Origin of the sequence: Arsenophonus endosymbiont of Crataerina pallida, assembly GCF_964020125.1 — a bacterium.
Taxonomy (GTDB): domain Bacteria; phylum Pseudomonadota; class Gammaproteobacteria; order Enterobacterales; family Enterobacteriaceae; genus Arsenophonus; species Arsenophonus nilaparvatae.
Genome location: NZ_OZ026540.1, coordinates 2,966,646 through 2,982,366, shown reverse-complemented (window position 1 = coordinate 2,982,366; position 15,721 = coordinate 2,966,646). Strand labels below are relative to the sequence as shown.

The 15,721-nt window shown below is 37.8% G+C and carries 14 protein-coding genes; 3 read left to right on the top strand and 11 right to left on the bottom strand.

What is annotated here, in order from left to right; all coding sequences use genetic code 11:
* Window positions 1-327 precede the first annotated feature (327 nt).
* Window positions 328-2,433 (bottom strand): M10 family metallopeptidase C-terminal domain-containing protein, encoded by a 2,106-nt coding sequence (locus tag AACL31_RS15885; RefSeq protein WP_339053379.1) that lies wholly within the window; start codon window positions 2,431-2,433, stop codon window positions 328-330.
* A gap of 1,122 nt (window positions 2,434-3,555) precedes the next feature.
* Between AACL31_RS15885 and AACL31_RS15880 the strand changes: the two genes are divergently transcribed.
* Both AACL31_RS15880 and AACL31_RS15875 read left to right on the top strand, forming a co-directional pair.
* Window positions 3,556-3,888: a hypothetical protein gene (locus AACL31_RS15880; protein ID WP_310513114.1), complete on the top strand. Its 333-nt coding sequence runs from the start codon at window positions 3,556-3,558 to the stop codon at window positions 3,886-3,888.
* 3 nt (window positions 3,889-3,891) lie between these two features.
* Window positions 3,892-4,287, top strand: a complete 396-nt coding sequence (locus tag AACL31_RS15875) for a hypothetical protein (protein WP_339053378.1) — start codon at window positions 3,892-3,894, stop codon at window positions 4,285-4,287.
* Between the two features lie 691 nt (window positions 4,288-4,978).
* Here the strand turns inward: AACL31_RS15875 and AACL31_RS15870 are convergent.
* Both AACL31_RS15870 and AACL31_RS15865 read right to left on the bottom strand, forming a co-directional pair.
* Window positions 4,979-6,394 carry a hypothetical protein gene (locus AACL31_RS15870; RefSeq protein ID WP_339053377.1) on the bottom strand — a complete coding sequence of 472 codons (1,416 nt, stop codon included), beginning with the start codon at window positions 6,392-6,394 and terminating at the stop codon, window positions 4,979-4,981.
* A 158-nt stretch (window positions 6,395-6,552) separates the two neighbouring features.
* Entirely contained in the window at window positions 6,553-7,029 is a 477-nt protein-coding gene (locus tag AACL31_RS15865) for a hypothetical protein (protein WP_339053376.1), read from the bottom strand.
* Window positions 7,030-7,818: 789 nt separating this feature from the next.
* Between AACL31_RS15865 and AACL31_RS15860 the strand changes: the two genes are divergently transcribed.
* Complete coding sequence (locus tag AACL31_RS15860; RefSeq protein WP_339053375.1) at window positions 7,819-9,291, top strand: NAD-dependent succinate-semialdehyde dehydrogenase; 1,473 nt, start codon at window positions 7,819-7,821, stop codon at window positions 9,289-9,291.
* 509 nt (window positions 9,292-9,800) lie between these two features.
* Here AACL31_RS15860 and AACL31_RS15855 read toward each other — a convergent pair.
* From AACL31_RS15855 to AACL31_RS15820, 8 genes are read right to left on the bottom strand one after another with little or no spacing between them, the layout of a single operon-like run.
* Window positions 9,801-10,421 (bottom strand): tail fiber assembly protein, encoded by a 621-nt coding sequence (locus AACL31_RS15855; RefSeq protein WP_339053374.1) that lies wholly within the window; start codon window positions 10,419-10,421, stop codon window positions 9,801-9,803.
* Window positions 10,421-11,617, bottom strand: coding sequence for a phage tail protein (locus tag AACL31_RS15850; RefSeq protein ID WP_339053373.1), 1,197 nt, complete (start codon window positions 11,615-11,617; stop codon window positions 10,421-10,423). Before AACL31_RS15850 ends, AACL31_RS15855 begins: the two co-directional genes overlap by 1 nt.
* An 8-nt stretch (window positions 11,618-11,625) precedes the next feature.
* Window positions 11,626-12,279: a DUF2612 domain-containing protein gene (locus AACL31_RS15845; RefSeq protein WP_339053372.1), complete on the bottom strand. Its 654-nt coding sequence runs from the start codon at window positions 12,277-12,279 to the stop codon at window positions 11,626-11,628.
* Window positions 12,276-13,466, bottom strand: a complete 1,191-nt coding sequence (locus tag AACL31_RS15840) for a baseplate J/gp47 family protein (protein ID WP_339053371.1) — start codon at window positions 13,464-13,466, stop codon at window positions 12,276-12,278. The genes AACL31_RS15845 and AACL31_RS15840 overlap by 4 nt, the downstream gene beginning before the upstream one ends.
* The gene (locus tag AACL31_RS15835; RefSeq protein ID WP_339053370.1) at window positions 13,466-13,819 is read right to left on the bottom strand and encodes a hypothetical protein; all 354 of its coding nucleotides are present in this window, start codon (window positions 13,817-13,819) and stop codon (window positions 13,466-13,468) included. Before AACL31_RS15835 ends, AACL31_RS15840 begins: the two co-directional genes overlap by 1 nt.
* 13 nt (window positions 13,820-13,832) lie before the next feature.
* A complete protein-coding gene (locus tag AACL31_RS15830) occupies window positions 13,833-13,994 on the bottom strand; it encodes a hypothetical protein (RefSeq protein WP_339053369.1) in 162 nt (53 codons plus the stop codon).
* On the bottom strand, window positions 13,995-14,747 hold the full coding sequence (locus AACL31_RS15825; protein WP_339054000.1) for a Gp138 family membrane-puncturing spike protein: 753 nt from the start codon (window positions 14,745-14,747) through the stop codon (window positions 13,995-13,997).
* Entirely contained in the window at window positions 14,747-15,718 is a 972-nt protein-coding gene (locus AACL31_RS15820; RefSeq protein ID WP_339053368.1) for a phage protein, read from the bottom strand. The genes AACL31_RS15825 and AACL31_RS15820 overlap by 1 nt, the downstream gene beginning before the upstream one ends.
* Window positions 15,719-15,721 lie beyond the last annotated feature (3 nt).

The window sequence follows — 15,721 nt, the reverse complement described above, 5'->3', positions numbered from 1 at the left end:
CTGCGACATAAATAACATGATATTTTCACTAGTCATGATAAGCTATTAGATAAATATTGAATTAACAGAAAAATAAAAATTCATTTTTATACTTTTTAAAACAAATAGTTATTAGAGTATTTATTTTACTATTGTTTATATTGGTAACAGCTAAGCAAATAAAACTGATTCAATCTTACTAAATTAATCAGGCTTAACCAGAAATGAGTTAATATCATCAGCAAAATATTTTCATGCAATATCACCAATTTACAAAAATAAAAGCCAAGCTAATCATTTGTTCTTGTTAATAATACTAACGTTATTAATTTAAGGACGCCAATATAACTACCATATAACAATATCGGTTTTTGGTATAAAGGAACCTAAAATGTCTAGCATAAAATCCCCTTCTGAATAGTTATCCCCTTTGATAAAAATACGATGGATATTATCCGAATAATTCATTACCTCGATTTTTCCAACCGTATTGCTAAAGTGATCAACAACATACGTGCTATCTCTATTTTGTGCCTTATTGCTAATTTTCATAGAGGCAAGATCTATTTTATCAATTCCACCCTGAAAACCTATAATCAAATCATAGGCTGAGGGTGTAGATTCTTTAGCAGAATGATAAACAAAATAATCTTTTTCGATAATTTCATAATTGTTAACTACGGTTTGCCGATCAACTCTTTGCTGCGTAATCGGTTGTGCGGCCTGCTGTTGAGTGGTAGATTGGTCAGCTTCTGACTCTATTATTCCAACGGCACTAACTGGATCAAATAAAGTTATCTCACGCTCAATAGATTGCAGCTCTTGTGAACTTAAAGAGCAAAAATTAAGCTTCTTTACTCCAATACTTTCAATGGCCCGAGTAAACCGAATCGATTGCGGATTTACGCCATCACCCCAAAGTCGATCAGCACCAAGTCCGCCATAAATATTATCAGAGCCAGCTCCGCCTTTAATATGATTATCTGCATCATTACCAACAATAACATCATTGCCTTTACCGCCGATAACATTTTCAATCACCACTCCAGCAGCAATTGAAAAATTTGCTTTTAAGCCACCAACATCGGAAAATGTTCCACTCTTCAAATTTATTCGTTGGTTTTGATAATATCCTGAAAAATCTAAAGTATCATTTCCTCCAGCATCCCATATACAGCAAACAAGACCTATACGGGCATCATTGGTTGAATAGTAATCTCTGTCAGCATTAGAATTGAAACAATAGATTGTATCCCCAGTCCGAGTATTCATATTCGGCCCATACAACCGTTGAATAGCACTTATATCATCCATCATGGGAGCCGCTGCATAAAGCCCATGAAAATAAGCCCCGGTGACACCTTCAGGCCAATAACTCATTACACTAAATTGCCGAGAATCTTCCCTATAACTCGCATCAAACAGATAAGTTATTCTGACGCCTTCTTGTGCATTATATTCACCAGGATGATATAAACCTAAGGAATGACCAATCTCATGCGTAAAAGTATGCCGTCCATAATTACCATTCTCTGGATATAAATTTTCTGAATGATTCTGAACATTAAACCAGCATTGTCCTGCAAGAACTCCAGAATTAGGTAAATAAGCGAAAGCTTGACCTTTCGGTTTGTTAAAATTACCAAAATCAAGATTTGTTTGGCTATCTCGCTCTGATTTATAGGTAAAAGTAATATTAGCGACATCGGCCCAAGATTGTAATGCTAGTAATATTTGCTGCTGTTGCAGTTCGCTAAGGCCTACCATCTGATTTGAACCAGGCTCATTCGCCTGACCCCAGTCATAAAAAGAGTAAGTTATTTCAGCATGTTTACCAAGAATATTTTTGCCATTCCAGGTTGAATTTGCTCGCGATATTTGCTCTGCAGCTTTAGCAATATTATAAGAAGGTTTATTATTGACTCCATAACTATAACCCCCTCTTGCATAATCATTTATTAGCTCAACAATTTGTTTTGACTCATCTGAACGAGGTAAAAATAATGCTTCCTGTGGGGTTACTGCTGGCTGCGATGATGTCGGAGTTCTATCTATTATTAACGTATAGTCTAAATCTACATTTGAACCTGGTATCTTAATTTTTACATGTGAAATTGGCGACGTGGTTGTTGGATGCGCAGTGGATGTCGTTGTCGTTGGATGCGCAGTGGATGTCGTCGTTGTTGGATGCGATAATGTCGGTGCCGGATATGTTAAGTAATAGCTTAAATTTACACCTGCATCAGGCATCTTAATCGTTGTATGTGAAGTCGGCGACATAGTTGTGCTATGCGAAGCCGACATCGACATTGTGCGCTCGCTAGCCGGTAATGCGGTTGAACTAGCAGAAGGATTAACCGCTGGAGCCTGAGCTGAAGTAGGTAATGTATGTCGAGTATCTGACTGATTAGAATTATTATAATTTATTCTAATATGTGTATAACTTTCCCCCATACCCCCTCCGACTTTCAAATGTTAATTTTCTTAACAAATTATAAAATTTTATTACATTCTTTTATTTTTACAAATTCACCACCAGATAGTTGCCTATTTTTAAATATCATTCGATTCGCTAATAATGGCTATAATTTAGGAACTTTCATCTAAGGATTTTAAACATTTTGATAAATATCTTTTAATAGCATTAAAATGGATTTTAATATTCAATTATCAAATTATTAGACCATTTATAAAATAACAACCAGATTAAAATTAACTTAAAAATCTATAGAAAAAACCACGCATCCTATGCTTATCAGATATAAAGAAATCAAACTATTATTTGGATAATAGTTAGATAAATAAAGTCTGAGTTATCGTTTTAATTAATCATGTCGCTGCAAGTTTAATTATGTATGCAATCAGTAAAACTATCTTTATCTTTGCTAATGATCATCTTTTGAAACTAATTGATTTAATAAAAGATAACTAATCCTTTATCAATTTTAAAAAATACTATATCGGGCAATAAACGATAACCAATAGATTATTCCATAGAAAAACAAAAAACAGCAAAAACGCTTCAGACTAATCAGTTACCAAATACACTACAACCAGCCTAGTCAGGTTATTGAGACTGCAATTAATCATCAAGCAAAAAAGCTTAACGAATTAATTTCAACAATAGAAAAAAGTCTTTCCATTGATATCAAAAAAGCGTTAAACCTTGACATCAAGGCATCAGTGCTCAAAGATGAATATAGACAACTAGTTAATCTAGCCATGAATGAAAAAATCAATGCAAGCGAAGTAAAGCGTTTATCAGTCGAAAATAACCAGTAAATGGAAGAGACTGATAGCAACAAAGAGAGCAAACGATTCGGCAATATTGGAGTGAATACTTTGCACTATTGAAAAGATGAAAAAAATATCGGGATCAGGGCATGCATATACAATATTATTGTATTTATCGCTCTGTTCTATTGTGAGTCGAGCACTAAAAGCTATGGTTTAGAAAATACTAATGAGGTTCCTTTTCATAAAAATAAATTAATTAAAGATGTTAATTCCTCAGATGTATACATACTTCCAGATAGAAGAATCGTTGCTTATTATGGTAATTTTGACTCAAGAAAAATGGGAGTATTAGGCGAGTATTCCCCTTTAGTAATGTGGAGTAAATTAAAAAATGAAGCCGCAGAATGGAATGCAGCCGACCCAACAACACCAGTGATAATGGCTTTGCACTATATAGCCATCGTTGCCAGCAATAATCCAGGCTACGATGGTGAATATATTAATAGAATGAACAAATACCAAATAGAAAAGGCGATTTCAATCGCAGGTATGGAAAAAGACACTATTTTATTTTTAGACATCCAACCCGGATTGAGTAATTTAAGGAATGAGGTTATAAGACTTAGTCCTTATTTAAAAATGCCAAATGTTCATTTAGGTATAGATCCATAATTTATGATGCACAATGGAAATATACCAGGTAAAGTAATAGGATCAATATCTTATGTTGATATCAATTATATTATTGATTATTTATCAAACCTGGTTGAACAGTTTAATTTACCACCTAAAGTTTTAATTATTCATCGGTTTACCAAAAGAATGGCTATTGGTTTTGAAAAAGTGAAGAATTCGAAAAACGTCCAAGTTGTTTTAAATATGGATGGTTTTGGTTCTCCTTCGCTAAAAAAACTTAAGTACAACCAAGTTATATCTTCAGAATACAGTATTAAATATTCAGGCATAAAAATATTTTATAAAAATGATTTAATCTCGCCTCCTCATCGACTCCTATCTAAGAAAGAAATTCTTAGTTTAAAACCAAAACCTTTATATATACAATATCAATAAAACCCAATCGACCTTTAACGCAAATAGAAGAAAGCAGCTTACCAGCGATGGCTAAAATGTTAACAAAAAATTATTTTTATTAAAAAATAATTGCGTTTATATACCCTCTCTGCCAAATATTTTGCTAATTTTTATCAGATAGCAATACAACACTTTTTCATATACCTGCCTTGGCACATAAAATATTTTTCATAAATTCCATTTTTAAACTGTTTTAGTGATAAATACTGTCAAATTAATCCGCATTATTTAAAAGTTTAGCCTGGCTAATAATGAGAAAAATAATTTGCAGATACTCGACATACATTGTTCATCAATTTAATCATATTGTTAAAATCATTTTACTATTTTTTTCTTCTAAAATTTCCCAAATTGGGATGTATTTAATATAAGTACAATCTATAACCTATAACCTATAACCTATAACCTATAACCTATAACCTATAACCTATAACCTATAACCTATAACCTATAACCTATAACTAAAATCATGTTTAGCTCAATTTCTATAAAATCGAGGTATATAATAGAATTAAGATTACTATTTAATATATTGCTATATAGAATATTATTCCTCAAATTTGATAATATATATCAAGAAATAATTAAAGCTAAACATGTGTTTGATTATATTACTTTATTTATATTTCGTTCAGTCGCTGATTTAGCCGCTAATCCATTTATGATATTATTATAAATAAGCATCATCTCTCAGAGATTTACCTTCATTTTTCATTTGCTTAATAAAATAATGGTTATGATGTTGCGTGTAAATAGCTTTTGCTTGTTCATCATGCTGGATGAGTTTTTGCAAATCATTCCAATTAAAAGTTTTATCAGAAATACTATCTTGATGTTTTAGTGCTTGTTTAATTGTTTCATTTTCACTTGTTAATTTTAAAAGATCTTGCACCCTAGATTCTAATACTTTTTCTTTTGTCTTGGTTGATAGAGATATATTATAACTTTCTTTTACATACTCCAATCTAGATATTAAACTATAACTTCCTTGTTGCTTGTCTAATTTATTTCCCAAACGGTCAATGCTATATTCACCATCGTCAAGCATCCCCTTTATTATTTTTAGATCATCTGATAGTAAAGAGGTACGTTGTCGTATAAAATACTTACCCGGTTGTTTTATAAATTGTTTTTGGCTATTTATTATTCTATCAAGTAATTTATTTACTTTAGAATCAACTTGTTGATGCAATTTTTCTACCGTTAGTTGAATATTACTTTTATTTGCTTTATCGATCGTCTTTTGAATTAATGAGAGTAATTTTGCTTCTGCTAAAACTTTTTGCTGCTGCACCATTGTATTGGTTGCCGCTTTAACAACCGTGTTAAAAGTATCAATCGTTGTTACAGTTGATTGTGTTGCTTGATTTGTGCCAGTAGACTTTTCAGTTGTATGTTTCGCCAACTCATCGAAATTTAATCTTTTATCAGCTATATTTTGAGCATCTCTAGCACCTAAATATTTTCCTTCTTGCACCCTAGTTCTTGTACGAATATAAGATCCATAAATAGTAGCTGGTGCCCCGACTAAAGCAGGAACAAAACCTACCGCGCTGCCAATTCCAGTAATTGCACTTAATGAACTTAATGCCATCCCTGCCTGGCCAATAGCAGTGACAGTACCATACTCTATTCTTTGCTTATAGTTATAATGTATTTTACGGTCAGCTATTTCTTTTAATTGTGCAATATTTTCTTTAATAATATCTAGTTGCTGGTTCTTTACTAATAAAGAACGATCTGCTCGCAGTAGCGTATCCCGCTGGTGTCCAGAAATGGTTTGCGAAATTCCATACCCAGTCATCATGATCTGTGCTGGCAAAAGCAGAGTATTACTGACCATTCCGGCTAAATCACTGACGGCTTCTGCTCCACTGATCCCTTGGGACATCACTAGATCTGCGATTGATTTGGCAGACAATCCAACCATTCCACCTGTCATTAAACTCATCGCCGCTGCTTGTAATGGAGAAGAATTACGGTCAATTTTTACTGCCGGCACTTCTTGTTGCATACGTTGATATTCGGTAGCCATATAAAGTGTCTTGGCGGCAGAATTACCTTGTTCTTGTGATTGTTCTTGCAAATACTTCCAAGTAGTACATAGTTGCTGTAAATTTTCGATATTTTCTTTTTCACTTCCACCTTGTAACCAATTAATCCAAATATCAAAAAATGGTTCAATTTTTTCTTCAAAAAGCTTCTTATTGACATCATCTTCAGCAAAATTTTGTTGTAATATTTTTAATATCTCTTGTTTTTTTCCTTAATATCATTCATAAATGTAGGATAAATATCTTTAAAACTTTCTACTGATTCATCAAAAGCGCCTTTTGCACCTATTCCAACCAAAGGAATAGCTGGTAGTAATATACTTAACGATAATAATGACTGATGAAATTGTGGTAAAATTTGTCCTGTCGCTCCGGTAAATTCATCAATTCCATCAATAGAACGCAAATAATTATATGCTGACATTGCTATTTTATTACAAAAAGTTTTTGTATTACTTAATATATTTTTTTGTTTATCTAAATCCCCTGACTGCACAAGAATAGATGGTATCGAATCATTATTTATATTTTGATTAGAATTACTAACATTACTTATCATAGACGAAAAAGGTGATTGACTTATATCCTTTTTAGGTTCTGATATTTTTTCTAAACAATTAGTAGGATTAATAGAATTAGAGAAAAAGGTAGAGGAGATAGAAAGCATATAATGTCCTTTACATCGTTTTAAATGATATTGATAAACAATATCATTTATAATATCAATTTTTTTGGTCTTGGTGGTAGATTTTTATTGCTAACTTTTGGCTCTATCACATTAATAATAAGAAATTTATTTTTGCTAGAATGGAATGATTTTTGGCAACTAAAGCATAAAAAAACTTTTAACAATAGACAATAGCAGAAAATCTCCTTAACAAATCAAATAACGATTTATTAAATGTATATTGTGCCTTTAATTACATATTAAGAGATGTCTAATAATTATTAGAATTGAATTATTATTTACTTCATTAAGTATTAAAACTGAATGGTATTAAAAATTTTTTATGAATAACAACAAAAATAATCAATTTTCTAGCAAACTATTATTTGGTAAGCCTGAATAAAATTAAGTTATGTTAGAGTTTATTTTTTACAGCAACTAATTAAATTTTGTTATTTTATTACATTAACACCAGCAATCGAGTAAAGGTTACGCTGCTGTTTCTTAAGCGACTAACAGATAAAATTGGCCTGCCAATACAAAATTATTCCCCACTTTATCATCATTTTTTTCAATAAAATTTATTTTATTTGTTCAGAAGTTATTATTGTATTTTTCTAAATTATAATCAAAATCTATCCTAATAATGGTGATGACTTGCATTTGCGCAGATTTAAATCAGCTAGTAATTGTTCTTTTTTTATTTTTGCAGCAGTTAGCCGCAATTGAAAATCAAATTAAAGATAAATATCGAATGGTATACCATCCATAAATTCTGGAGAAAAATCAATGGAAAATAATCTCATTAATTCTCCCCTTTTCCGTCAACAAACCTATATTAACGGTCAATGGGTCGATGCTGATAAGCATTCAACATTTAATGTTATCAATCCTGCTAATGGTGATGTAATTGCTAAAGTCAGTGATTTAGGCAAAATCGAAACACAAAAAGCTATCGATGCCGCTGACAAGGCATTACCCGCATGGCGTGCAATGAGCGCAAAACAACGCAGTCAGATTTTAAATAAATGGTTTTATCTGATTATGGAAAATCAGACAGCCTTAGCAGAAATATTGAGCCTGGAGCAAGGTAAATGCCACAGCGAAGCAATGGGTGAAATAACTTATGGCGCTAGTTTTATCCAATGGTTTGCGGAAGAAGGAAAGAGAACTTATGGTGAAACAATTCCTTCTCCTGTCGCTGATTGCCGAATAATGACTATCAAACAAGCGGTTGGTGTCGTAGCTGCCATTACGCCATGGAATTTTCCCAATGCCATGATCACAAGAAAAGTTGCCCCTGCCCTGGCTGCTGGCTGTACCGTTATTCTAAAACCCGCGGCTGAAACACCTCTATCAGCTTTAGCATTAGCAGTACTGGCTGAGAAAGCAGGTATTCCTGCTGGTGTTTTAAATATTGTACCCAGTACCGATGCAAAAACAGTTGGTTCGGTTATGACAGCAAGCCCGATAGTCCGCAAATTAACCTTCACTGGCTCAACGCAAGTGGGGAAATTATTAATGGCGCAGTGTGCTAATACAGTCAAAAAGATCTCATTAGAGTTAGGCGGCAATGCACCTTTTATTGTTTTCGATGATGCTGATTTAGAAGCTGCTGTTCAAGGTGTATTAGCAGCAAAATTTCGCAATAGTGGACAGACTTGCGTTTGTGCTAATCGTATCTTGGTTCAAGCAACTATATATGACGAATTCGCAAAACGACTTAGTGCAGCTGTAAAAACTCTGCGCGTCGGGCCAGCAAGTCAAAAAGATGCTCAACTAGGACCGTTAATTAATCAGCAAGCCATCGACAAAGTAAAACAACATATTACGGATGCTATCGCGCATGGGGCACACCTGTTAACCGGCGGCAATGTTGCCTCACAAGGAAAATTATTCTTTGAACCAACGATATTGACTGATGTAAATAACCAAATGAAAATCGCTAAAGAAGAGACATTTGGCCCATTAGCACCATTATTTAAATTTACTGACGAATCAGAAGCAATTCAGTTAGCTAATGAAACCGAATTTGGCTTAGCTGCCTATTTTTATTCACGCGATATTAGCCGTATCTATCGAGTTGCTGAAGCATTGGAAACAGGTATGATTGGCATTAATGAAGGACTCATCTCTAATGAAATGGCGCCTTTTGGTGGTATTAAACAATCAGGACTCGGGCGCGAAGGCTCCCATTATGGTATCGATGAATTTTTAGAATTAAAATATCTCTGTTTTGGTAATATTAAAACGACTACATAATTTAACTTAATGAAATATTAATAATTTTTATAAAAAATGAAAATTTGAGGGTAATGTTAACCTGATAAAATTAGTTGCATTGACCCTCTGTGTTTTAAAACTCTATAGAATTTTAATTTAACACTAGATGATCTTGTATTGGATTGCTTTTTGCTAATAAATGCAGTTTATTAACAACTTTTGACAACAATTAGTTAACAACTATAATTTATAATTAAAAATATCACTTTAATATATTATTATAAAATATATTATTTATATTGAAAATAATAAGTTAGATAAAATAAATTATATTAGTCAAAAGGTTAATTAAAAAATATGTATCTTAATTTATTTTTATATACACAGTCATGTACAAATTATTTTTCATACCCCCGTGTTATCTTTGCCATAATACCAAAAACAAAACCGCAATCTCTCACAAAGCCACTTACACTCAACCAACAACTAATAGTTAACAACTTCCTCCAACGCTGCTAATATCATGCCCCTGAAATGGGGCTAATTTGTTATTCGGGCTTCTTAGGCCAGTCAATCTCGGGTGCGGTGGCGGTATCAATATCATTGAGTTTTACGCTGTACATTTCCCAAGCCCGTAGCGCGGTTTTCTCGCTATTGGTGGCCATCCCTAATCGCACTTTACGCTCAAGCAAGGTAATTTTTGTTTCCGCTTCGTCGATTAAATGTAATTTTGTCTGATTTGCGGTGTTGATTTGGTCTGCTTTCATCGCCTGATTATCCGTTACCCATTTTTTGCCATCCCATTTATCGAATTTCGTTACCGGTGCTAACAAGGTGAAGCCGGTTTTTATCACGCCGAGATAATCAACGGGATAGGAAGCACGATTATTGGTATCGTATACCGTCTTGCCTCGGTGGTCAGGAACATATAGCCACTGTTTACCATCAAGACTCCGGATAATGGCGATTTCGTCATTGTTCGGTATTTCTGGCGCATCCGTATAAGAACATTCTCCCACGCTGAGACCATCATGCAAAAATTCCATTGTTGCACCGATATATTCATGGGGTGCGTCCTTCATGCAAATAAACGTTTTTATCCAGCCTCGGTTTTTCGCGAAACCGTTTTCACCGATTTCGGTGGTTTTTATGTCTACACTGTATTTCATTATGCAGCCCTCACGATGTATAAAAATGCGACATTTCGCGGTCGGTTTTCGTTTGCGGTAGGAACGACCCGCGAAGCATTAAAAGACATGACGCTGCCCCAATCGTCATTTCGTCCATTACCGATATTACTGTTGTGATTGCTGTCTTTTCGGAATGCGCCATCACCCCCTGCAATCGGTGGTTCGGTTCCGCCATGTCTGGCATACCCAATGCGTCCGGTGATATTTCGAATAGCATCACCTTGATTACTTAATACTGTTCTGCCTGGGTCAACTCCTATGCCTAAATCCAGCCCGCGAATAAATTCACCGTACAAAATGGGCAATTTCCCAGAAGGGTAAGCTAATGCTAATTGGGGATACTTGGCTTTATCGAAGTTATTGCCATCGCAGACAAAATAACCGTTAGGGGGTGTCGCCTGGGGCCAGGGAATGGGCGCGCCGACCGGATAATTGTTAATCGCGTCCACATCAGACGTTAAAGCAAGTTCACCGGATTTTTGCGGAAACAAAACCGTTGTTTTTGTGTTTGTATCGTGAACCTGGGTTCTTTTTGAATTTCTGACGTAAGCAAACTCAGCACCGCTAGAACCATTAGTGCCACCTAAATTGAAAACCGTATCACCCGTTGGTGATTCAATGTTCAGTCTTCCAACTTTGAGAGCTTCTTCTGAACTTTTCTTAGCATAATTATCGTCACAGGCTTTTTGGCTCAGCACTTTATCGGTCGAATTCCCCGTTGTTTGCAAGACGCTTGCTTTATCGAGTTTTTTATTGACTTCATCAATACTCACCGTTTTCGCCAAGTCATAAGCAATTTTAACCGCTTTAGGTGTGGCTGCTAGCGTTTCGTCATTGCTGTCAGTGGCGCTACTGAGTTTCGTTATCCCTGCTACTGTTTTTGTGGCAGTTGGCACCGTGTTATTCACGTTTTTTGATAAGGCACTGATGAGTCCGGCTTTCAGTTTGCCAACGTTGCCGTCGTCCAGTACATCACTGTTATTAGTCTCTGCAATAAATTGCGCCACCACGTGCGCAATCATTGCTGACTGACGCCAGACAGTATTGAGTTCCTGTGAACGTGCCACCCCCGCACTAAAACCATTATTACGCGCGGTGAGTTTCTGATACTCCTCTGCCGGCAACACGTTAGCCCCGTCGGCTATACCAAACGGTAAAATTTCATTTTTTGCCATGATTATTCCTATAATTTTACTGACCAGCTACCGACGTCAAAGCCGTCGATGTAACGATTATTGACATCAAACCCCAAAATACCGTTATCCCCTTCGGAACCGGTGTAGGCGTTAAGTCTTACGCCTTCTGGCTTGATATTGAGATATCCCTGTTTGATAACGGCTTTTGTCACTTCCGGTATGACGCCACCGGTTAGATACACATCCATCGACATATTCTGATTGTCGATAAAAAAGATTTTTACTGTTTCATCAGGGATTACGCCCTGATAAATTTCTGAGAGCATCTCGCTTGTGCCATCCCAGTGATTTGCGCGGATTTTTGCTCTTAATATGAAGCGGTAGGTTTCGTCATCAAGCTCAGTAAAACCACTATCAGCATCAAAGCGCCGTTTCCAGCTCCCTTGGTCAAAGCCCACCTTTTCGGTATCCAGTGAAAAATAGACCCCTTTTATCGGCGTTTTGACAAAACGTGATAAGCCTATCCATTCACCCACGGCATCCAGTTGTTTACCCGTTGCCGTATCAATACTGAAAAAGGCATTAAGCTGTGAGGCCAAAGCTGAAATATCACTTAGCGCGCGCGTCATTAACTCAATATGTTGCGTAAACTTTTCTGCTTGACGATGTTGTGGGGTAATGTACTCGGTGTAATCTCTCATGAGGTCACCACCAGTTTGATGTTATTCTCACGACAACTGACTGCTTCGTTGAAGGCAACGACTAAATTTTCTTCTTTCACGCTTTCTGGTGTTCGACCAATCTTTAACGACGTAATATCAAACGTTTTCCCTTCTTCATCAGCGGGCAGATTTGCCGGGGAGTAAAGACGGGTCAGATACAGATTGTCGCCAATGAGTTGCTGGTTAATATAGTCTGCAACTTTACGTCGGATTTTATCACCGGTTAAGGTGGTAAATCCTAAAAACGCCGTTAAGTCAATTTCAACGTGTACCTCAACCGTTTTAGGCCGGGAAAAGCGAATCGTAATTGGCATATCGTAACGGTCTTTTACTGTCACGGCGGTATCACCATACGTGCCTGCACCTGGGGTTTTCTTTTGTGCGATTGCGTTGGCAATCGTGGTGACATCGCCACCATCGACTATCATCGCAATGGAATGCGGAGAAATACCGGTTTTATCCGTTTTACTGGTGTCATTTTCAAAACCGCGTTGTCTCGTCACCCCTGATATGAGACTAATCGCGCCCTGTATACCTTCCAGTACCGTGCGTGAAGGGAGTGAGACCGATTTTCGCTGCCGTTCCCGTAACTGATTATCCGTTTCAATCGGCCTGCCTTGTGTTGCGGATTTTGGATTGCTCACCGTTTGCCAGCCTCGCGTGGGTGTGGCTATCTCGTTAATTTCACCGGTCAATGCGGTAACACTTCCGGCAACCAGACAAACCGCTGTCACCGTCGCTTCACCGTGCGTATCGAGCGTAACCGTTTTCGGTAACCGCCAGATATTGCCGTTTTTATCGCGCACACGGCCATTTTTTATCACCGTACCCACTTGCCCCGTTAATACGACATCCACATTCGAGTACCCCGATGCATGACGGGAAATGCCGTTAATGGCGACATTATTTGAAAGTGCAGCCCCTGTACTGGTACTCGGGCTAAAACTGTTGTAGGTGGCGATAAGCGCATTATTGGCATCGTGGATAGCGAGTGCGTAAATGGCTATCATCTGGCCGTCTTTGCTATCCGGCGTTAAATACGCATCCTGCCCATAAATTTCATGAAAAAAATCGGTTAATCGCATCAGTATCGTCTGATAATCCGGCGCACTGATGCCATCGTCAGTCACTTTCGCTGACAACGCTAACGTATCAAGATTTAACATTATGCCTCGTGGGTAAAAGAAGTTTCGCCGTATTGGGTTTGTACTTTTGTGCTGATAGTCAGTTTTCGCGTCGTTGAATTTTGATTGACATTGAAATCGGTTAATGTGGTTACACCCTGCGTGTCCAGTATGCGCTGTTTGAGGGTCATACCGTAAGCCTCCCGATAAGGCTTACCCAATACCGATTGCAACCAAGGCGTACCTTCTTCACGGTCTAAAAACCATTGCCCCTGCCAGAGGGACAAGCGGGTTTTAATTGCAAGGGCGACGGCATCAGGGGTGTTGGTTAAAAACGTGTTATTCCCTTGACCAAAGCTGTAGTCGCCTTTAGTCGTTTCTCGTCGATAACGCATCAATAGAGTCCTTTTACTGTTGCTTTTTATTTTTTTCAACTACCTTGATGTCTTCTAACTTTAAGGATGGCTCTTCATTGATGATTAATAAAAAAATCACGCCCAGAAGTCGCCATGAGGTTTTTAGTTTGTGTAAATATGAACCGCCGAAAAAAATATTAACGCTTTCTTTCATTTAATTTACCTCACCTGAATTATCCCCACCGGCTTTGACACCTTTGTAGGTATGTGTGTCGTCAATCCGTTTGCCGTTGGCGGTCAATGTGCCCAAAAACTCAATCGCACCGGTGATTTTTGCAGCCACACCGGAGGCCGTTGAACCTACCATGCCACCTAGCCAACTCAATAGTCCTTTTACGGTAATTCTCTCCGAAAAAATAGCTTCCGGTGTGATAATTTCAAGCCCCCCAGGGGCGACAATTTTCATTTTTTGCGTTGTCGGGTTTACTTCAAAATAGGTTGCGCCATCGTCACTTCTTAACTGCATTGCATCGGTGCTAATTTGGCTTATCTTCTGTTTTTGTGATTGCACACCGACGAAAGCGAAGGCATCTGATAAATCATGCTGTCTGGGGTCGATCGCTTCTTGTATCCCGCCGTTTTGCCACCAAAAATCAATACATCTATCTGCAAACACCACCAGACACTCATCACCGCTTTTAATGGGGAAGGTCATTGTGACACCGCCACCGCGCGGGAACACAACCGGTACATCAACTAGCAGGGGCAAATTCACCGACTGGCTATTCCCTTTGGTATCCGTCAAGGCTCCCTTTATCGCTGGTTGTACAACACAAGTGACTTTGCTGGCATCGAAGGATTGAACAATAGCCGGCATCGCGACGCGAAGTTGTGACGAAATCGCATGGCGAAAGACTTCAAGCAGTTGTTGTTGGTCGCCGGTGCGCGCTGATACGGAAATCGCCATCATCCCACCTTCTTGATATCGATTCGGTCATTTGATCCCTTGGCAATACACACCAAATCCATATACCACGGCTTGCCGCGCGTATCGCCGGAATACGTGATGTTTTTCACAATATAATCCCCATCGGTGGAAAGACTGGCCGGTTGTGAAACAGCGCCTTGGGTTTGCTGTAAGCCGCCGTCATCGTTTTCGCTTAACTTGCTGTACCCCAAAGCGATATCGCTGTTGGGCAACATCGTGCGATAGATTAACGCCTGGTCAAGACGAATAAGCCCATTGATTTGAATGTTTGGGTTAATCAAACAACGCACATTCACCCCCGCCTCAATCGTTTGTTGCGGTAAGCCAATCAAGCCCGTTGCGCTATTCAGGACAATCGCTTCATGGATATAATTCTTCTCCGGCACCATCACGAGCTGGCCGTTAATGTATTGCCACGAGGCAAGGCATTGCCCTGCCAGATTATCAGCGGCGTCCCTAACCATACCAAAATGGACTTTACCCCTTGGAAAGCGGATACTATCAAACTCAGGCGTCACGCCTTTGACAATCCCGTAAGGGGTAAGCCCTGTCAGTAACGTATTGTGTTGCTCTGCCTGAGTATGCCCTGCGCTTAAGGTAGTATTTAGCGTGGCGTAGTCATAGGCCTCATGAGAATCAATCGCCTGAACAATAACAAACGTGTCAGTAGGATTATCTCTACCTGAAATCGTGTAGCGGATTTTTCCAGTAAATATCAGACCCGTATTATCCTGATAGCCTGCCATGAGCTGAATGTTAACAAACTCCTTCGCCTGAATTTGACTGACGGTTTCTTTTCTCAGATTCCAGACTTTAAACACCCCCGCACGAGGGTAACGCGTATCTGGCCACGTGATATTGAACGTGGCGCGAAAATCCGATAGCTCAATACCTTCCCCGTTTTTATCAGAAACAATCAGTGAGCATTTTCGTATCCAGTTTTTTGACATAAC